Annotated in this window: 20 protein-coding genes and 1 pseudogene; 15 read left to right on the top strand and 6 right to left on the bottom strand. The window is 33.7% G+C overall.

Going from position 1 to position 21070, the window contains the following annotated elements:
- Positions 1-12 precede the first annotated feature (12 nt).
- Entirely contained in the window at positions 13-1092 is a 1080-nt protein-coding gene (locus C794_RS15790) for a glycosyltransferase family 4 protein (RefSeq protein WP_017798132.1), read from the top strand.
- 42 nt (positions 1093-1134) lie between these two features.
- On the opposite strand, the gene C794_RS15785 is transcribed toward C794_RS15790, so the two are convergent.
- On the bottom strand, positions 1135-2199 hold the full coding sequence (locus C794_RS15785; RefSeq protein WP_017798131.1) for an LCP family protein: 1065 nt from the start codon (positions 2197-2199) through the stop codon (positions 1135-1137).
- A 136-nt stretch (positions 2200-2335) separates the two neighbouring features.
- Positions 2336-2722, bottom strand: coding sequence for a glycerol-3-phosphate cytidylyltransferase (gene tagD, locus C794_RS15780; RefSeq protein WP_026133829.1), 387 nt, complete (start codon positions 2720-2722; stop codon positions 2336-2338).
- Between the two features lie 229 nt (positions 2723-2951).
- Between tagD and nagA the strand changes: the two genes are divergently transcribed.
- Positions 2952-4127: an N-acetylglucosamine-6-phosphate deacetylase gene (gene nagA, locus C794_RS15775; RefSeq protein ID WP_017798129.1), complete on the top strand. Its 1176-nt coding sequence runs from the start codon at positions 2952-2954 to the stop codon at positions 4125-4127.
- Between the two features lie 95 nt (positions 4128-4222).
- Here nagA and C794_RS20525 read toward each other — a convergent pair whose 3' ends face one another.
- The 3 genes and pseudogenes from C794_RS20525 to C794_RS21385 form a co-directional block, all read right to left on the bottom strand.
- Positions 4223-4393, bottom strand: coding sequence for a YfhD family protein (locus tag C794_RS20525; protein ID WP_017798128.1), 171 nt, complete (start codon positions 4391-4393; stop codon positions 4223-4225).
- Positions 4394-5138: 745 nt separating this feature from the next.
- The gene (locus C794_RS15765) at positions 5139-5531 is read right to left on the bottom strand and encodes a hypothetical protein (RefSeq protein ID WP_017798127.1); all 393 of its coding nucleotides are present in this window, start codon (positions 5529-5531) and stop codon (positions 5139-5141) included.
- Positions 5532-6060: 529 nt separating this feature from the next.
- A pseudogene (locus C794_RS21385) lies at positions 6061-6606 on the bottom strand (cupin domain-containing protein); the annotation flags it as partial.
- Between the two features lie 254 nt (positions 6607-6860).
- Here C794_RS21385 and C794_RS15755 point away from each other — a divergent pair.
- A complete protein-coding gene (locus C794_RS15755) occupies positions 6861-7814 on the top strand; it encodes an NERD domain-containing protein (protein ID WP_017798125.1) in 954 nt (317 codons plus the stop codon).
- A 136-nt stretch (positions 7815-7950) separates the two neighbouring features.
- On the opposite strand, the gene C794_RS15750 is transcribed toward C794_RS15755, so the two are convergent.
- Entirely contained in the window at positions 7951-9024 is a 1074-nt protein-coding gene (locus tag C794_RS15750) for a C40 family peptidase (protein ID WP_017798124.1), read from the bottom strand.
- 568 nt (positions 9025-9592) lie between these two features.
- Here C794_RS15750 and C794_RS15745 point away from each other — a divergent pair.
- The 12 genes from C794_RS15745 to C794_RS20205 all read left to right on the top strand — a co-directional run bounded on the left by C794_RS15745 (position 9593) and on the right by C794_RS20205 (position 21054).
- Positions 9593-10357: a YveK family protein gene (locus C794_RS15745; RefSeq protein ID WP_017798123.1), complete on the top strand. Its 765-nt coding sequence runs from the start codon at positions 9593-9595 to the stop codon at positions 10355-10357.
- On the top strand, positions 10335-11030 hold the full coding sequence (locus C794_RS15740; RefSeq protein ID WP_017798122.1) for a CpsD/CapB family tyrosine-protein kinase: 696 nt from the start codon (positions 10335-10337) through the stop codon (positions 11028-11030). The genes C794_RS15745 and C794_RS15740 overlap by 23 nt, the downstream gene beginning before the upstream one ends.
- Positions 11031-11388: 358 nt before the next feature.
- Positions 11389-12153: a tyrosine-protein phosphatase gene (locus tag C794_RS15735; RefSeq protein ID WP_017798121.1), complete on the top strand. Its 765-nt coding sequence runs from the start codon at positions 11389-11391 to the stop codon at positions 12151-12153.
- 118 nt (positions 12154-12271) lie between these two features.
- Positions 12272-12958, top strand: a complete 687-nt coding sequence (locus tag C794_RS15730; RefSeq protein ID WP_017798120.1) for a response regulator transcription factor — start codon at positions 12272-12274, stop codon at positions 12956-12958.
- An 89-nt stretch (positions 12959-13047) separates the two neighbouring features.
- Positions 13048-13743 (top strand): LuxR C-terminal-related transcriptional regulator, encoded by a 696-nt coding sequence (locus tag C794_RS15725; protein ID WP_017798119.1) that lies wholly within the window; start codon positions 13048-13050, stop codon positions 13741-13743.
- A gap of 25 nt (positions 13744-13768) precedes the next feature.
- Positions 13769-15598, top strand: a complete 1830-nt coding sequence (locus tag C794_RS15720; RefSeq protein ID WP_017798118.1) for a polysaccharide biosynthesis protein — start codon at positions 13769-13771, stop codon at positions 15596-15598.
- Between the two features lie 23 nt (positions 15599-15621).
- Entirely contained in the window at positions 15622-16500 is an 879-nt protein-coding gene (gene galU / locus C794_RS15715) for a UTP--glucose-1-phosphate uridylyltransferase GalU (RefSeq protein WP_017798117.1), read from the top strand.
- A gap of 23 nt (positions 16501-16523) precedes the next feature.
- A complete protein-coding gene (locus C794_RS15710) occupies positions 16524-17156 on the top strand; it encodes a sugar transferase (protein ID WP_017798116.1) in 633 nt (210 codons plus the stop codon).
- Positions 17125-18024 carry an NAD-dependent epimerase/dehydratase family protein gene (locus tag C794_RS15705; RefSeq protein WP_017798115.1) on the top strand — a complete coding sequence of 300 codons (900 nt, stop codon included), beginning with the start codon at positions 17125-17127 and terminating at the stop codon, positions 18022-18024. The genes C794_RS15710 and C794_RS15705 overlap by 32 nt, the downstream gene beginning before the upstream one ends.
- Before the next feature lie 4 nt (positions 18025-18028).
- Positions 18029-18844 carry a glycosyltransferase gene (locus C794_RS15700; RefSeq protein WP_017798114.1) on the top strand — a complete coding sequence of 272 codons (816 nt, stop codon included), beginning with the start codon at positions 18029-18031 and terminating at the stop codon, positions 18842-18844.
- 13 nt (positions 18845-18857) lie between these two features.
- A complete protein-coding gene (locus C794_RS15695) occupies positions 18858-20126 on the top strand; it encodes a TolB family protein (protein ID WP_017798113.1) in 1269 nt (422 codons plus the stop codon).
- Positions 20119-21054, top strand: a complete 936-nt coding sequence (locus C794_RS20205) for a glycosyltransferase family 2 protein (RefSeq protein WP_017798112.1) — start codon at positions 20119-20121, stop codon at positions 21052-21054. The genes C794_RS15695 and C794_RS20205 overlap by 8 nt, the downstream gene beginning before the upstream one ends.
- The last annotated feature ends 16 nt before the right edge of the window (positions 21055-21070 follow it).

Raw genomic sequence — 21070 nt, 5'->3', positions numbered from 1 at the left:
GTGGGGATTATTATGTGGTCGATAGGAGAGTTGTTAATTGCATTTCTTTTATCAGTTGGAACAGTTCTTATTGTTACACCATTGATGATAAAATTGTTTCATACTTTGAATTTTGTAGATAGACCAGATCAAGTACGAAAAATGCATAAAATACCAAAGCCTAGTATGGGTGGATTAGGGATATTTATCGGTATAGCTGTTGGCTTTATATATTTATCACCAGACTCACCTGAGATGATTGGGATTATAATAGGTGCTGTAATTATACTACTAACAGGATTATTAGACGATATGTTTAATTTACGGGCAAGTTATAAGTTGGCTGGTCAATTAATGGCGGCAACTGTTGTTACATCTTCGGGACTTGTGATTGAGAAACTGACGATTCCGTTTGCTGGAACAGTTTTTTTAAATGATTATATAGGAATAGCCTTATCTATTTTTTGGATTGTAGCTGCAGCTAACGCGATTAATTTAATAGACGGATTAGATGGATTAGCTGCTGGCATATCAGTCATTGGATTATCCAGTATTCTGGTGATGGCTATCATGGACTATCGTATTTTAGTGATTGGATTATGTGTGATACTGATTGGAAGTACGTTAGGTTTCTTACCTTATAACTTCTATCCTTCTAAAATTTTTATGGGAGATACAGGAGCATTATTATTAGGTTATTCTATAGCTGTTGTTTCCATGTTAGGATTGTTTAAAAATATTGCATTCTTTAGTTTCATTGTTCCAGCAATCGTATTAGCAATCCCTATATTTGATACTATATTAGCTATTTTTAGACGCTTAAGTAACCATCAAGGGATAGCGGTTGCTGATAATAAACATATACATTACTTGTTAATGAATAAAGGGTATTCTCATCGGAAATCTGTACTGATTATCTATGGATTTAGTATTTATTTTGGAGTAATGGCCGTTATTTTTAATAGTGCTCGTATGATTACTTCATTGATGATAGGATGTTTAATATTATTTGCAATACAGCTATTCTCAGAAATAGTAGGCATTGCTGACAAGAAAAAACCGATCCTCTCACAATTACGTATTTTGGGAGAAAAAGTGAAAATTAATAGATAAATAAAACTACCAATCTGATATTTATAGATTGGTAGTTTTATTTTAATAATTTTGAGGGTCTTGTGATTCTTGAGTCTCGTTTGTCTGATTATATGATTCGCTTCCGGTATTCACTGTAGGACTTGATATCTCTAGATGATCTTGTAGCATAGTTTTTGTTTCTTGAAGTGCTACTTCATCCAATTGCCAGTAATACGTAGAACCAGGCTGATAATCAGTTCCTTCTAAAGTATAGTTATTAATATTTAACCCACCTGTTACATAACTTACGAAAGTTCTCATCTCTTTAAAACTCATATTTGTAGACATGTTGTCACCGACAGCATTTATGACATCATCAAAATTAAATACTGAATTAACTGAAGCTGCTTTTTTTGCTACTGCATTAATGATTTCCATTTGTCTTTTTCCACGTTCAATGTCATTATCTAATTTTCTAGTACGGGCTAAAGCAAGTGCTTCTTCTCCATCTACTGTTTGTTCACCGGCTAATAAGTGAATTGCGTCTCGTTTATCCATTGAGTTAGATTCTTTAAACTCATAAGGAACGTTAACATCGATACCCCCAATAGCATCAACTACATCTACAAAAGCATGAAAGTCTACACGAACATAATAGTCAACTGGAATATTCATCAAGTTTTCCACGGTTTCGATTGTTGCTTTAGGTCCTCCATACGCATGAGCATGTGTGATTTTGTCTTCATATCCTACCTCGGGAATATGAACATAAGAATCACGTGGTATACTAACTAAATTCACACTTTCTTTATCTTTGTTAAATGTAGCAAGCATAAGTGCATCTGATCTTGCATTATCTGCGTTATCACGGTGTTCATTTGCATCTGTACCAATAATTAAGATAGATACATTATCAATGTTCGGATCCACTTGTCCTTCTCGTAGATCTGATTTTTCTCTGCCATCATCTTCATACGAGTTAGAGACAGCATTTTGAGCTTGAACATATAAATGAACGCCGTAGCCTAACACTCCAAAAAATATAATAACTATTGGTAGTAAAATAAATAAGACACGCTTTCTTATTCTACGTTTTTTCTTTTTTCTCATTACTGTACGTGTTTGTACAGATTTATTCTTTTTCATCTTTTAAACTCCTTTTCAAAAGGATTTAGGTTGGAATTCTTGACAACCATATATCATTTTACTATGAATATAACTTTACGTAAATTTAAAATTACATTTCAAATGTAATTTGTCGGAAATTGGCTAATATGGTAATTTATTGTGAAAAGTCATCTTTTATCTTGGAAGTCGATATACCTTCAGTTCTGGATAAGTATATTACTTCACAATATGGATTCAAATAATCAAATTTACCTTCCCAATCACTTCCCATTACAAAATAATCGACATTATAGTTCTTAATATCCTCTATTTTTTGCTCCCAAGTGGATTCTGGAATTACTTTATCTACATACCGTATTGCTTCTACAATTAATTTACGGTCTGGATATGAATAGTAAGATTTTTTAGATTTTAATGTATTGAAATCATCTGTTGAAATTCCTACTATCAAATAATCGCCTAAACTTTTCGCTCTTTTAAGTAAATTAATATGTCCAATATGTAACATATCAAATGTACCATATGTTAAGACGGTAGTAATAATTTTCCCCTCCAAGTAAAACACTTATTTCTATATTATATAACTATATGGACTAATCCTACAATATAATTATAGAAAAATTTCTTGTTTTTGGATAAAAATTAGACAATTTAATTACTAACTTATCATTTCCCGGGAAATATCGACAGCAATCTTTTTTGTTTTCGGTAGAAGGTATATAATAAAAGTACTATATGATTGATGCTTTAGAATGGGAGTGCCTGAAAAAATGGGGAACGGAAACGTATGGATAAAGAATATAAAAACGATTTATACTGGTTTTGAAAAAATAGAGAATGCAGGGATTTTTGTAAGTGAAGGGAAAATTGAGTGCATTATTTCCGAGAAGGAGCAGTTTGAGCCATCAGAAGGTTTCGAAGTAATTGATGCAAACCATGAATGGAATGCAATGCCGGGATTTATTGACGGGCATATTCATGGTGGATATGGCGTTGATGTTATGGATGCAGATGTTCATTCATTACAAATGTTAGCGGAAAAACTTCCTAGTGAAGGAACGACAAGTTATCTTGCTACAACAATTACTCAATCACCTGAAGAAATTGAAAAAGCTCTTTCAAATGTTTATTCGTTTGAAAATCAGGCTGGTACTGCAGAAATGATGGGTGTTCATTTAGAAGGGCCATTTGTGGAAGTGTCGAAAGCTGGAGCACAGCCAAAAGAATATATTGTACAGCCAGACTTAGATCAATTTCGACATTGGCAACAGATATCAGGAAATAACATTCGTACAATTACGATGGCACCCGAGCATGATGCAAATGGAGAATTTATTAAATACCTACACGAATCAGGCGTGAATGTATCTGCTGGTCATACAGATGCTTCATTTTCTCAAATGAAAACAGCTGTATCTCAAGGTGTTCGTCAATTAACCCATCTATGTAATGCGATGAACGGCATTCATCATCGTGGTATTGGAGCTGTGGGAGCAGCTTTTCAATTAGAAGACCTACGTGCAGAGCTAATTACAGACGGAATTCATGTTGTACCAGAAATGATGCAACTTATTTATGATTCAATGGGTTCAGAACGAATTATTATTATTACAGATGCGATGCGAGCAAAAGGACTAGAAGACGGTGATTATGAATTAGGCGGACAACCTGTAACGGTAAAAGAGGGGAGAGCAACACTTGCGAATGGTAGTTTAGCTGGAAGTGTGTTGCGAATGATTGATGGTGTTAAGAATATGTTAGGGTTAGAAGGAGTTAGTATAGAAGATGTTATTCAGATGGCTTCTGTAAACCCCGCTAAGCAAGTTGGTATTTTTGATCAGAAGGGGAGTATAGAAGTAGGGAAGCATGCAGATATTCTCCTGGTAAATAATGAGTTGGATATTCAGTATACGATTTGTCGAGGGAAAACTGCTTATCGTAAGTAATGTATGAGTGTTGATCAAACGTTTGATTAAGTCTATGCTATAGAAAAGGTATTAAAAAGAGGTGATTCATAAAGGAATCGCCTCTTTCGTATTAACTATTTCCTCTTTGCACGTTTATCCGCAGCACGACTTCTTGCTTGTGCCTCTTTGTCATCATAATCTGCTAATTCCTCGGAGAACTCAATATCACGACCATCTGACTTTTGATTTTCAGGAGTTTGTGAAAGAAAGTTGTTCTTCGACTTCTTGTGTTCATCTCTACCCATGATAATCACCTCATTGTATTAGTTTAGAATCTTAGTATTTACCAATGCGGTTAAATTATTATCACTAAAGCCCAAAGAGGGAAATTAAATATGCTATTGGGGAGGAATTAATGTGAAGTTGTGGAATATTCTCGAAAATAAAGTACCATCCGAGATTGGTAAGATAAACAGAAAATAAGTGCCCGTAATGAAGAAGCCATCTCCAAGATGGAAATATGTGTCCGAAATACACTAGCCGACCCAATAAGGTAATAATTGTCTTGCTATTTTTACGTAAAATAAAATAAATGCCCAGAATGCAAGGAAGAGTGAAAAAATGGTCACTCATAAAGGCGATAAATGCCCAGAATACAAGGAAGAGTGAAAAAATGGTCACTCATATAGGTGATGAGTAACCAGAATACAAGGAATAAAGGAAACATGGGCACCCATAAAGATGATGACTTCCCGAACTCAAAATAGGAGACGAGGATAAGTAAGCTTTGATTTATGCTCACTTTTTACAGGCAAAGGTAAGGGAAACGGTTAAGCTCAAACTTACAAATCGAAATCCATCACTCAACCCTCACCTCTCATCACTCAAACTACCCCAAAACCCAACCCCAAAACAAAAATGCACCTTAATTAAATTGGTGAAAATGGATTAATCCAATCAATCAACAATGCAAGGTACCAATTAACTGGCGCATTTTGTTATGGTTTAACTTCATAAATCAATTCTTCCTATTATGTCAGTTGAAGCGAGCTATGCTTTCTTCACTGCAATTGCTTGTGTATAACTTATTGTCTTTAAATCTTCTAGTTCATCTTCACGGAGTAAACCTAATTCAGCAGCTGCATTAATTTTTGTGACATTTGGTTTCTTTTGCACTTGAATTAAATCATGTAGCTGCATTTCTTCTAATTTCTCTACAGTTTCAGCCTCACGGTATTTTTCTGCTTTTCTAATTTGCCGTACTAATTGATAACTTCCTTCTGAAAATTCCCCTTTTTTGTTTTCTCCTACCCGGTGGTCCATATAGGAATGAAACACCTCTTTCAGTTCTTTCATTTCGGAGTCAATTTCTTTCCGTAGCTTATTTAATTCGTAATATCGAGATAGCATATCTTCTGTAACTGCATAATCCCCTGTATTCATTAGTCATTTCCTCCTCAAAAAAGTCCATTTGTACATTTTATGGACAAGGAGTGGTGAATATTACTAGACTTGTTTCCTATACCTATACAGAGTCGTTATTACCATTTGGATTCGGGTAATAGTATACTGGTCCGCCATTAAAATTATTTACAGGGCGATCATAATTTCTAGGTTGCTGTGGGTATTCATTGATAAGATGACTTTGAGCTACTGAGTTATTCGGATACATCGTCTGTTGGGGATGAAAGTTTAAATTTGTACCTACTTGATTCATTTGCGGGTATAATAGATAAGGTTGTTGTTTTGGATGCCAATTTGATTGAATTTCTGGTTGTCCTTGATATTGTTGATTTTCCCAATCATGCGATTGATTTGGAAAAGAGTTGGATTGCTGTGTAGGATTTCCAAGTGGTTGTATATGCGCTGGTGTGTATTGTGGTAAGTTTTGTTGATATATTGGTTGATCTACATGGTCTTCTGGATTGCTTACCTCTCGTTCAGGATTGGTTTCTTGTTCAGCTATTCCCGAATTTCGATTATCCCGATTTTGTATACAAGCATCTGTTGGACCAATAACAATTGATTGGTTACCAATTGGTGCAATTGCTTCACTAAATGTATCTGGATCAAGACAATACGTATGTGCCATCACTTCCACTGGTGTTTTTGTTAGGATATCGGAACCAAGAATATACTGTGGATAAGGCGCATCAAAAATGGCTAATAAATGAGTTTGATCTTCGGAAGCTTCCTCCCAATGCCACCAACCTTTCGGAATATTTGCTACTTCTCCAGGAGTAATTGTAATATCTTTTCTTTCATTTGTGAATGGATTAATAAATGAGACAACCACGCTTCCTGTAATACAGTAAACCAGTTCAGCTGCATTCGGATGATAGTGTGGTTCAACGACACGACCATTACTTAAATATATATCCAGCATTGACACGTCTCCAAGTGTATCTAATACATCTCTTCCTAGACGATTAATGTAGTTATTGTCATTACGAGTAAATAGGCGCTCCTGATTTACATCTAAAAAGTATTGTCTATTTGGATTTGAATAAAACTCCATTGGGGATAATCCTGCCATAAATACAACTCCAATCTTTAAATTTTCAATAGTAGCCTATGTAAAGAAGTGGTTGGTTGTGACAGATACCTAGATATATCAATTTAATTTTAAGTAATGATTTATTATATAATTTACTGTCAATTTGATGGTAGAATAAGAGGATTACTGTGCATTTTATAGACTAGGTTTGTTATATTTCTACATAATGAAAGAATGTAATGGAAAGATATAGAGATAGAGGAACGTGATTTTGGATGATTATCAAGAAAAGGAAGAAGCCAATTATATTGAATTCGTATGAATCAATATTGGCTAGATTGAGAAATGACTTTACGGAGAAAGAAATAATTGAACAACATTACTCCAAAAGTCATCGTCATTTTCTTGGTATGACTTCTGTTGATTTTTCTTTAAAAGCGATAGGAGCATCTTATACGATATTACATGAAGTGTATATTAAAGTTGAGAATCAATACTTAGAGGTAGATAACTTGATTATTACACCGCATACTATTTATATAATAGATGTAAATAATGATATCGTTGAACCTGCATTTGAATTTACTTCAGAACAAATTCAGAATGTGCCATACAAACCAAAGCTTATAATAGAAGATTTATTTCCATTCCAACAATTAGAAATTAAAAAAATTCAATTACAAAAATGGTTAGAGTCCCAAGAGGTATACAATTTATCGATAGAGGCTTTTATCGTCATAAGTGATCCAAAAATAATGATGAAGATTATGCAAGATACAATACCCATGAATGACTCGGTGATAATGGTAAATAAACTTCAGCAAAAAATAACGGATCTCGAACAGGAAAAATCGACTCATCCGCCAATCATTAATCATGAGAAGTTGGGAGATCGATTAAAATCTGTATGTAAAAAGAAGAAAATAAATATCTTGAAGAAATATAGAATCAAGGAAGGCGATGTCTTAACTGGAGTTGCATGCCCCGAGTGCGGGAAGTTAGGAATGCTCCGGTATAATGGGAAGTGGCAATGTCAGTCTTGTAAGCATACATCGAAACATGCTCATCGACAAGCATTGATGGATTATTATTATATTTTTCAACGTTCACTAACAAATAAAGAGGCTGCCAAATGGCTACATGTAACATCAAGGCATATTGTGAAATACTTATTGAAGAGTGCTAACTATGTATTTAATAAGAAACAACAGAAATGGTTTTTGAAATGATAAAGGGTTATCCGCATTTTGTAAAAAGGTGAGGGTAGCCTTTTATCTTTGTGGATATTTAAAGAAAAGAAATTTAAAAAAGATCTTAATCAAAAAACCCTCGTTCATCACGAGGGTTCGATTAGAAAATATACTATTAATAAAAACGCTTGAAGCTATCGAAGTGCTTGCTCCAGTATGAATTATCTAGACTTGTAATTTGTACGCCGCTAGAACCAGCATGGATGAACTGGTTATTACCAATGTAAATTCCTAAATGAGAGATACCAGATTTGTAAGTATTTTTAAAGAATACCAAATCACCTTTTTGTGGCGAATTCACATAATAGGAACGATCGAAATATCCTTGACTGGATGTACGAGATATTCCTTTGCCTGCTTTGTTATATACGTGATAGATAAAACCACTGCAATCAAATCCACTTGGTGTAGATCCTCCCCATACATAAGGAGTACCATTTAGACTTTTGGCCGTGCTGATTAATTTATCGACATTATAATCAACATCTGCATTGCTAGAAGAATTACTACTACTATTGCTATTGCCACTGCTTCCAGTAGAAGATACATTCAACTTCTGTCCAACTATAATTAGACTTGAATTTAAGTTATTCCATTTCTTTAAGTTTGATACGCTCGTATTATACTTCTTCGCAAGTGCGGATAATGTGTCACCTGATTTGACTGTATGTACCTTTGAGCTTCCTGAATTAGAATTACCACTATTTGAACTTCCTGAGTTGGAACCGGAGTTACTTGATCCAGAATTACTTGTACCATTTTTGCTTACAACAAACTTATCTCCTGGATAAATTAAAGTAGTTGAAAGGTTGTTCCATTTCATTAAGTTAGATAATGAAATACCATGTTTAGATGCAATTCCACTTAATGTGTCACCGCGCTTAACAGTGTATGTCGCGCTGCCTGAGGAATTGGAGTTAGAACTAGAATTACTAGAGTTTGAGTTACTAGAGCTTCCAGAACTAGACTTACTTGTTTTCAATACTTGATTTGGATAAATCACATCTGAAGATAAATTATTAATCGACTTCAAAGTGGAAACAGAAGTGCTATGTTGCTGAGCGATTTTCCATAATGAGTCCCCAGATTTTACTTTGTAAGATGCTGCTTCTGCTTCATCTACTGCAAAAAATGCCGATGCCACTACTGCACTTGCGGTAACTGAAAAAAAGATTTTCTTATTTGCCATTCGTAGTCCCCCTAGTTGAGTTTAATAATTGAAATCTGATTGTAATAAATACTTCTGCCTGATCGTAGATAAATCGTAGGAGAAGTCTGAAAGCATTAGGATGTCGTAGGTCTAAAGAAGCGAATCGATAGTTGTGAGATTGGTTGATTTTTAAATAATATCCAATTATTAACAATAATTTAATCATATTATACCGTTTTTTGACATAATTTTATAGATTCAGAGGTTATTTGTAATCTATTTGTAATATATAACATGGGAATTCAGTCGCGACTGGGTAATTCAGCCTAAAAAATAAACCTTATTTTCAAAACTTTATAAAATAAATATAGAATTCACATAGTAATATGATATAATTCGGTTTATAATGTCGTATCGTAGAGGATAATTTTGGTAGTTTTGTTGGTAATTGGTTTAAATCTAAACTCTATGAAGAGAATGGTAAAAGAGGTTGATCTATACTATCGAGTAAAGTGTGGAGATCTAGGTCGGCTCCTCTACTCTGAATTATGAAATTATTCTTTTTGTCATCATACCAAAGGTGACACAAAATATTGGAGGTACACAAATGGAAGAAACAATATCCCTCAAGGAAATCTTTGGGGTCATCAAGAAGCGCCTTTTATTAATTTTTACGTTTATTTTAGTCGCGGCGCTTGCAGCAGCAATTATAAGTTACTTTGTATTGACACCAAAATATGAAAATAGTTCACAGTTTATTGTAAATCAGAGCAACCAAGAACAAGCAAACCAATTTACCCAGACAGATATTCGTACGAATGTAGAAATCATTAATACATATAACGTTATTATTAAAAGTCCTGCAATTTTAGATACGGTAGCTGATGAATTACGATTAGATTTATCAAGTAGCCAGTTATCAGAGAAAATTAGTGTGACTAGTGAGGAAAACTCCCAAGTAGTTACCGTTACTGCAACAGACCCTGATCCTGTATTAGCGACTGATATTGCCAATACGACAGTTGACGTATTCCAAGAGGAAATACCACAAATTATGAATGTAGATAATGTCTCCGTTCTTTCTCAGGCAGAACTTGCAGAAGAACCTACACCAGTTGCTCCAAACCCAATCTTGAATATTGCAATTGCAATTGTATTGGGGGCGATGGTAGGCGTGGGTATCTCATTCTTACTAGAGTACCTAGATAATACGATTAAGACAGAACAAGATATTGAGAAGCAATTGAATATCCCTGTGTTAGGTGTAATCTCTCATTTAGACGAAAAGGATATTCGTAATGAACAGTTCTCACGTGGAACTTCCAAAAATGCAGTAAGGGGTGGTCTGGATGGCGCGAAAAAAACTGTCTAACATCAACAATAAGATGCGTCACTTAATCACAAAGATAAATCCACGTTCACCGATATCAGAACAATATCGTACCATCCGTACGAACCTGCAATTCGCTTCAGTTGATCATGAAATAAGGAGTATCCTGCTTACTTCTGCAGGTCCTTCAGAAGGAAAATCAATGACAACTGCAAACTTGGCAATTGTGTATGCACAGCAAGGAAAGCGTGTCCTATTAGTAGACGCGGATTTACGTAAACCAACCATTCATTATACGTTCCGATTAGATAATCTTCGTGGTCTTAGTAATATCTTAGTAGGGGAAACATCGATGCAAGATGCTGTGGAGTCAAGCGATGTAGAAAATCTGGATCTTATCTCTTGTGGTCCAATTCCTCCAAACCCCTCTGAATTATTAGGATCGAAACGTATGCAATTCTTTATCGAAGAAGCGAAGCAACATTATGATGTAGTCATTTTTGATATGCCACCAGTACTAGCGGTAACAGATGCACAAGTGATGTCCAACTTTGTAGACGGTGCGATTCTTGTCGTTCGTAGTAAACGAACAGATAATGAAGCAGCCAATAAAGCCCTCGAAGCATTGGAATCAGTTAACGCAAACGTGCTAGGAGCTGTGTTAAATGATCGTGATAAGAAAGATGCGAACTACTATTATTACTATGGAAGTTAAGTGAAAAAAGGAGCGCAACCATTCTGTGATGCGCTCCTTCTTTATTATTACCACTGTAAGGGGTTGTCGTGTAGATGTGACGTCATAGCTCGGAGTACACTTTTCAAAGTCATCGGAATCTCCAGATGAATCTATGACTTTTTAATGACTGAAAATCCTAGAAATTTACTTGGATTTTTGCTACAATTACGTGTGGTAAATTTTTCCTATTTAGGAATCTCGTTATATACCTTAAGACATACAAATATGCAAGTTAATTATTGTATTAGTCATAAGAGTACCGTATAATAGATTTTAATAGTTTAACAATTCAAATAATTGATATGAAAATATTTTATAGAAAGGAAGGTTTTTCAACATGATAGATATCCATACACATATTTTACCTGGCGTCGATGATGGTGCAAAAACAGAAGAAGATAGCATCGCAATGGCAAAACAAGCAGTTAATCAAGGCATCACGACAATCGTCGCGACACCACATCACCGGAATGGTTCATATTTTAATGACAAATCTTCCATTGTTCATAATGTGAATATATTAAATCAATTATTATCCGATCACCACATTCCATTGGAAATTTTGCCGGGACAAGAGACTCGAATAAATGGAGATATGATTATTGACATAGATGCAGATGATTTATTGCCAATTAATTATTCGAAGTATCTATTTGTCGAATTTCCATCAGCCAGTGTGCCTCGTTATGCTAAGCAAATGTTATTTGACATTCAAATGAAAGGGTATACTCCAGTAATCGTACACCCGGAAAGAAATCAAGAATTGATGGAACAGCAAGATAAGCTATACAACTTTGTGAAAAATGGTGCCCTTACACAAGTAACAGCGGCAAGTCTCATTGGTAAATTTGGGAAAGATATTCAGAAGTATGCCAACCAATTAATCGAATGTAACCAGACACACTTCATAGCATCAGATGCACATAATATTAAATCTCGTAAATTTGTGATGGCTGAAGCATTTGATCATGTAAGAACTAAATTTGGCAATGATTACGTATATATCCTTCAGGAAAATGCGCAATTACTTGTAAACAATAGTAATGTTAACCGAATGGAACCAACACAACCGAAAAAAAAGAAATTTCTAGGACTCTTTTAAAACAACAAGAAGGAATTCTTCTAAGGGGAAATTAACAGGGAGAATTTTCATTTACAACAGGATTTATTCATATGCAATTCTGGGGGGAAGCGCATACTGATTAAAGGGGTAGTTTAGCATGAAAGTATTATTAGTCGAGAATGGAAAAGAAGATCAAGTCAATCTAAAAGATTATTTGAAACAAGTTGACACACTTACATTAATCGAGCAAAATTCTATTAATAAACTTGATGGGAATGCTATTGAACAGTCTATCCCGGATATGGTTATTTTACATGAAGAATATATTGATAATGACACCCTTCAACAAGCAAAAAAGGTAAAACAAGTATTACCATATAGCAAAGTAATCCTCATCTATAACACACCAAATAAAGAACAATTACTGCAAGGAATGCTTATTGGATTAGATGCAGTAATTCCGTATGAATTATTTATCAATCAAAGTATTGAGACTTTACGTATTGTTCAAGCTGGAGCTACTGTTTTTCCTTTTGAGGTAAATGGAATCGTTTCAGAGCAATTAAAGGAAGTTGTCATCGATAAAAAAGAATTATTTCAAGAGAAAATCAAACAACATGGTATTCGTCTAACAAAAAGAGAAGTGGATATTGCTTATCTTTTAATGACTAACCATACAAATCTACAAATAGCTTCTAAATTATTCCTTGGTGAAGGTACTGTAAAAAACTATATTAGTGAAATTTATAACAAATTAAATATCCATAATCGATCTAAAACAATTGAATTTTTAATGGAGATTTTCCAATCAGAGGAATATTTTTCTAAAAGTGACTTTTTATGACAAAAAGTCACTAATTATATGATTGGGTCTATAGTATGATGTATATACATCTTTTAAATAGATGATTATTGAAGTAAGGCGGAAAAAGTATGATAGAGGTTGTGTATGTAAGTAACGGTAAAGAACAAAAGCAATATATACATAGACTTTTAGAACGTAAGGCTGTACAAGTATTGTCATGGGATAGGAAAATCACGGATCGTATCTTAAGCTATAGTCCCGATGTTGCTATATTTGATGTGGAATCGCTCTCGTATGAAGAATTGTTGGAGAAAATGACCATTATTAAAGAAATGCAACCTGATATTAAGATTATCTTTCTAGTCCAAACCATCCTTGAAAAAGAAATGTATACAATGATTGATAGTCAGGTGGACAGTATTCTCGAAAAATATCAAATGAAAGAGAATGAACTACGGCAAGTTATCAACCATTTACAACATGATTATTTTTATTTGCCAATATCCGTTCATAAAAGTTTGCTGGAGCGGGTGCAGGAATTGAAAAAAACGAATTTCGATATTTTTTATCAGAAGTTAACCGACAATGGTATTGAAATTAGCATTAAAGAAGCGCATGTCGCTTATCGTGTAAAGGAAGGGTTAAGAAATCTTAACATTGCAAGTGAATTAGGCATTACAGAAGGAACAGTAAAGATTCACGTAAGTAATCTGTACCGAAAGTTGCATATAAAGGGTCGACGAAATATGATAGAATTTTTAAATGATTTAAAATCTGACTCTTTCATCGATAAGGAAAATAAAGAATTTAATGTTATTTCATAATTGCATAAGAAAGGGATGTGCATAGATGTCGTATAGGCAAAGGTTAGGATTGCTAATTTTGCTTGATTCAGCAATTGTCAGTACTGCCATTTTCATTGCTTTTTGGGTCGTGTATCCAGCGTATCCAGGAGTACTCCTAGGAGAAGAATTATGGGTAAGTGCAATTGCATTACTCGTATTCCACCATGTATTTGCATTCATTTATAAGTTATATAACAAAGTATGGGCCTATGCTAGTGTACGAGAATTACTAGCGATCGTACAAGCAGTAACGCTTACTGTTTTATCTGTTGCAGTTGTACAATTAATAACCAATGGAATGGTTTATCGTCGAGCTTTAGTAATTACGTGGCTATTACATATTGTGTTAATTGGCGGTTCTCGATTTATGTGGAGAATTGTTCGAGATCGTTATATTAAAAAAAATATGGATCAAAAACGTACTCTAATCATTGGTGCTGGGTCAGCAGGAGCAATGATTGCTCGTCAGCTTCAAAATGATCACCAACAATCAGAGATTTACCCGGTTGCCTTTATTGATGATGATTTAGCGAAGCAAAAGATGGAAGTATATAATCTTCCTGTTGTCGGCAGAGCAAAAGATATACCAGATAAAGTAAAGGATCTTGAGATTGAACATATTGTTATTGCTATTCCATCTTTGAAAAATGGTGAATTAAAGAGAATTGTCGAGCTTTGTGGGGAAACAGAAGCAAAAGTACAAATGATTCCGAAGATCGAAGACTTGATGATGGGGAAAGTATCCGTCAGTCATTTGAAGAATGTGGAAGTAGAGGATCTCTTAGGTAGAGAGCCGGTAAAACTAGATATTGAAGCAATATCTGAGTATGTGACAGGCAATACGGTGATGGTAACAGGAGCTGGAGGATCGATTGGTTCGGAAATATGTCGCCAAGTGATGCGATTCACACCTCAGAAAATCTTATTAGTAGGTCATGGAGAATACAGCATTTATAACATTGATATGGAATTAAACAACCGCTATTCAGATTCTGAGATTGATATCGTCCCAATTATTGGTGATGTACAAGACCGAGACCGTATGTATCAAATTATGCAAGAGCATCACCCGTCAGTTGTTTATCACGCTGCAGCACATAAGCATGTTCCGTTGATGGAATACAACCCACATGAAGCGATTAAGAATAATGTTATCGGAACGAAAAATGTTGCCGAAGCAGCCGATGCATTTGGCGTCAGCACATTTGTAATGGTATCAACCGATAAAGCAGTAAACCCCACCAATGTGATGGGGGCAAGTAAGCGAATAGCAGAAATGGTCGTGCAAGATTTAGCTGCACAAAGTAGTACAAAATTTGTCGCAGTAAGATTTGGTAACGTTCTTGGTAGTCGAGGAAGTGTTATACCGCTTTTTAAGAAGCAAATGGAACAAGGGGGACCAATTACGGTTACCCATCCTGAGATGACCCGTTACTTTATGACAATTCCTGAAGCGTCGAGATTAGTTGTACAGGCAGGAACCCTTGCCAAAGGTGGAGAAATCTTTGTACTTGATATGGGGAATCCAGTCAAGATTGCTGATCTTGCAAAGAACTTAATTCGTTTATCAGGGTATAGTGAAAACGAAATGGAAATCAAATATACAGGGATTCGTCCTGGAGAAAAAATGTTCGAGGAATTACTAGGTGAAGAGGAAGTGTTCCCTGAGCAAGTATATGAAAAGATTTATGTTGGACGAACTGTAGAAGTAGACCAGCAATTGATTACGAACCTATTAATCCATTTTGAAGGATTTAATACAGAAACATTAAAAGATGAAATGATGAATATTGTCTTTGCTGAGCGTCGAATTTTGGAAACGATGAAAGCTTAAATGTAACGTATAGGGGTGTATATATGAAAACGGTAAAAAAAGCAATTATACCTGCAGCAGGATTAGGTACACGATTCTTACCTGCAACAAAAGCAATGCCAAAAGAGATGTTACCAATAGTAGATAAACCGACGATTCAATATATTATTGAAGAAGCAATTGAATCAGGGATTGAAGATATTATTATAGTTACTGGAAAAGGGAAGCGCGCCATTGAGGATCACTTTGATCATAACTTTGAACTGGAAGATAATCTAGTAAAGAAAGAAAAGTTTGATTTACTAGATAAAGTAAATCATGCTTCAAATGTTGACCTTCATTACATACGACAAAAGGAACCTAAAGGCTTAGGTCATGCTGTATGGTGCGCGCGTAAGTTTATTGGTGATGAACCATTCGCCGTTTTACTCGGAGATGATATCGTACGTGCAGAAACTCCCGGATTACGCCAGTTAATCAACCAATATGAAGAAACACAAAGCTCGGTTGTTGGTGTCCAACAAGTACCAGAAACTGAAACACATCGATATGGAATTGTGGATCCAAGTACAATTGAAGGTCGTCGTTACAAAGTAAATCACTTTGTCGAAAAACCAGCACAAGGCACTGCACCTTCGAATCTAGCAATTATGGGAAGGTATGTATTTAATCCAGAGATTTTCCAATACCTTGATAAGCAACAGATTGGTGCAGGTGGAGAAATTCAATTAACCGATGCGATACAAATGCTAAATGAAGTTCAAGCTGTCTACGCATATGATTTCCAAGGAAAGCGATATGACGTAGGAGAAAAATTAGGGTTTGTGAAAACTACCATCGATTTGGCGTTAGAGAATGCCGAAATAAAAGATGAGTTGTTTAGATATTTAGAAGAGAAAGTATCGGAGAAAGTAAAATATTAAAACTCATAGTGGAGGAATCCATCATGCTATTTAAAGTAATCAAACGTTTCATGGATATAGCCCTTTCTTTACTAGGGCTTATCCTTTTGTCTCCATTATATATAGTCCTTATTATCTCCATTAAGATAGATTCTAAAGGACCAATTTTATTTAAGCAAAAACGTGTTGGTATTGAGAAGTCTCACTTCTACATACTAAAATTCCGTACCATGCGTGTAGATACACCAAAAGATACACCGACTCATTTACTTGCAGATCCTGACCAATATATTACTAAGGTTGGGAAATTCTTAAGAAAGACATCGCTTGATGAGTTACCACAAATCTGGAATATATTTATAGGAGATATGAGTGTCATTGGCCCTCGTCCTGCTTTATGGAATCAGTATGACTTAATTGCAGAAAGAGATAAATATCGAGCGAATGATGTACGACCAGGTTTAACGGGTTGGGCACAAATAAACGGACGTGATGAACTTCCAATTGATATCAAATCAAAACTCGATGGTGAGTATATTCAACATATGGGAATCAAAATGGATATTCGATGTTTCTTTGGTACATTTCTAAGTGTGTTACGAAGTGATGGCGTTGTAGAAGGTGGCACTGGAAGGACTTCAAATAATGATGAAAAAGAAACAACAGGGAGTACATGACAAAATGAAGCGAGTACTAATTACAGGCAAGAATAGTTATGTTGGTAATTCCTTTGCCGATTGGGTGAAAGATGACCCAAACTTCAAAGTGGATAAGATAAGTTTAAGGGAAGATACATGGAAGGAACATGATTTTTCTAGTTATGATGTAGTTTTGCATGTGGCAGGGATAGCTCACCAGAAAGAAACAAAAAAAAATAAAGAAATTTACTATAGGGTAAACAGAGATTTAACGATAGAAATAGCTAATAAAGCAAAAAGTGAAGGTGTACTCCATTTCATTTTTATAAGTTCTATGAGTGTTTATGGTATTGAGAAAGGGAAAATAGATGAAGGATCACTATTAAACCCTAAAACAAATTATGGAAAATCAAAGTTACAGGCAGAAGAATTTATAAAAACTATTCGTGATAATGTTTCTTTTAAAGTTTCTATTTTAAGGCCACCTATGATATATGGAAATGAATGTAAAGGGAATTATCAAAAGTTATCAAAAATAGCAAAATTCACACCATTTTTCCCTAAATATTCTAATGAAAGAAGTATGATATACGTTGATCATTTATCTATATATATAAAAATTGTAATGGAAAGAGAAAAAGAAGGGGTACTTCTTCCACAAAATATGCAATATGTAAATACCACTAAACTAGTTGAGGCAATTTCCAAAGTAAATGAAAAAAAGCTATTCATAATAGGCAATTTTAATTGGTTAATTTCTTTTTTAAGCGATAGGATATCAGTATTTACTAAGGTATTTGGAGATTTAAAATATAATAATAGTGAAGATGATATTAATCCTAATGAGTACAATATATATAACTTTAATGAAACAGTTAAGATTACTGAAAAAGTAAATAGGAGATAATACAATGAATCCTTCTATAACAGTATTAATGAGTGTATATAATGATGGTGAGTATCTAGAAAAATCTATAGAAAGTATATTAAATCAAACATATACTGACTTTGAATTTTTAATTTATGATGATCTTTCAAGTGATTGTAGTAGAAATATTTTAGAGAAGTATGCCAAACAAGATGATAGAATTAAATTGATATTAAATAGTACAAATAAAGGATTAAGTTATAATCTAGCTAGAGGAGTATCTAAAGCTAAAGCTCCAATTATTGCTAGAATGGATGCTGACGATATTGCTTTTTCTAATAGATTAGAGGTTCAGATGAAAGAATTTAAAGAAGACCCGTCATTAGATCTTTTAGGAAGTTATGTCAAAGATATTGATGATAAAGGAAATGAAATTGAAATTAGAAAAGTACCACTAAGTAAAGAAAGAATAAACAAATTAATTTGGGCATGTCCATTTATACATCCAACTGTTATTTTCAAAAAGAAAGCTATTGAAATGGTAGGTTCATATAATCCAACATTGAGAAAGAGACAGGATTATGATTTGTGGTTTAGGTGTAAAGCTCATGGTTTAAATTATAAGAATATAAACAAACCATTATTATATTATAGATTTACTGATAGCTACTATAAAAAGAATAACTATAAAGTTCAGTTTGATCAGGCAGTTATGGGATACAAGGGTTGTGTTATTTCAAAGGCTTCGCCTATAGCATATATTGGGATTACCTTTACTTTGATAAAAGGGGTTCTTCCTATTAAAATACGTAAACCTTTAACTGAATTAACTAGGAAAATAGATCCGAGAAGAAATTAAGGTAGGGTGTAGAATGTTAAGTAAATTAGAGAACAGTTTAAATGATGGATTAAATAAATTTCCTGTTGTGAAAAAAATATTAAAACGGACATATCAAATTGGAATGTATACAATATCGAAAAAAATAAAATATGAAGGTGATTTAGAAAGAGTAACTCCAGATGACGAAAAAGAATATTTTTTTGGTTATTATGATAAGTCTCCTTGGGATGCCACTGATAGATATATGCTATGTTTAAGAGTGAATAATACAACTAAATCTACTGCACCAAAAGAAAGTGCTGATATTATTTTAATTGATACTGAGGATAATAACAGTTATAGAAAGTTAGCTGAAACTAAAACTTGGAATGTTCAACAAGGATGTATGTTGCAATGGTTAGGACCAGATTACAGTAATAAAATTATATACAATGATTTTCGAAATGAGAATTATTGTTCAATTATTCTAGATATTAATACAAATGAGGAAAGAATTATTGATAAACCAGTATACAGTGTTTCCAGTGATGGAACCACTGCACTCACTTTAGATTTTTCTAGATTACATAGATTAAGAAAAGGTTATGGATATTCAAATCTTGAAGAAGAAACAAAGAATGAAAAATTGCCAAATAAAACTTGTGTTTGGAAGATAGATTTATTAAGTGGAAAAGTAGAAGATATATTAAAATATACAGATTTTTATAATTTTGAAACTAGGTCTGAGATGGTAGATGCAGAACATAAGGTGAATCATTTAATGATAAATCCAAGTGGTAATAGGTTTATGGTATTACATCGTTGGATAAAGGGAACTGAAAGGTTCACACGATTAGTTACAGTAAATATAGATGGATCAAATATGTATAATTTAAGTGATGATAACATGACATCACACTGTTACTGGAAAAATGATGAAGAAATAATAGCTTTTGCAAGAAAAGAAAAGCACGGTAATGGTTATTATTTAATGAGAGATCAATCATCCAATTATGAAAAGAAATGGCCGGAGCTTAGTATGGATGGTCACCCAAGTTATTCTCCTGACGGTGATTCAGTAGTTACTGATACTTATCCCGATAGAGCTAGAGTCTCAACGATTTATATAATAGATAATGAAAATAATATTAGTAGAGTTGCTAGATTATTTTCACCATTTAATTATGATAATGATGTAAGATGTGACTTGCATCCAAGATGGAGTAGAAATGGAAAAAAGATTTGTTTTGATTCTGTATTTGAAGGAAAGCGAAGACTTTATATCATTAATGAAAAAAGGAGCAGTTTAGTTAATGAATGAATACATAACTGATCTTGTAAGTGTAATTATACCTACTTATAAACGAGCTGATAAATTAAAAAAAGCTATTGATAGTGTACTCAATCAAACTTATGAAAAAATCGAATTATTAGTGGTTAACGATAATGAACCCGATGATAATTTTTCCATTAATTTAGAACAGTTAATATCATCAATTGATGATTCTCGTATAACTTTAGTTCATCAAGAAAGACACATAAATGGAGCCGCTGCGAGAAATGCTGGTATAAATAGAGCTAGGGGTGAATATATTGCTTTTTTAGATGATGATGATACTTGGGTGAAGGAGAAACTTGAAAAGCAAATTAAAGTTTTTAGAAACAATCCCAAAATAGGATTAGTTACAACAGGTGTAACTTATATATATGTGAATGAAAATATTACTTATGAAAGTATACCTAAATCGAACGGAGATGTCTCTAAAGATATTTTGATTTCTAATTGTGTCGGAGGAACACAAGCTATAGTAAAAAAAGCAATTATTGAAGAAGTGGGAGGTTTTGACGAAAAACTTAGAGCCTTACAAGATTATGAATTATGGATTCGAATATGTCAATTAACTAAGGTAGCTACTGTAAAAGAACCTTGTATTAACTATTATAATTTTAGAGGAACAAATCAAATTTCTCAAGTAACAAAAAATTATGAAGAATCCTTCCAATATATTAGTGAAAAACATTCTAAGCTAATAAACACATTAACTACTAATGATATAAAAATTAGGAAGAATGCAACATATTTACTTCTTGCAAATAAAGCAATGAGAAATAATAATAAAAAGTCTGCTTTGAAATTTATATTAAAAGCTCTTAAAAATAAATTTTCCATTAAAGCTATTTTATACGGTATAATGGCTATATTTGATTACAAATACGTATTAAAAGCTAGAAAGAAAATGAGTATTTAAAACTATAATCTAGCTA

Origin of the sequence: Oceanobacillus kimchii X50 (assembly GCF_000340475.1) — a bacterium.
Taxonomy (GTDB): Bacteria; Bacillota; Bacilli; order Bacillales; family Amphibacillaceae; genus Oceanobacillus; species Oceanobacillus kimchii.
This window is presented reverse-complemented; position numbering and strand designations above follow the sequence as displayed.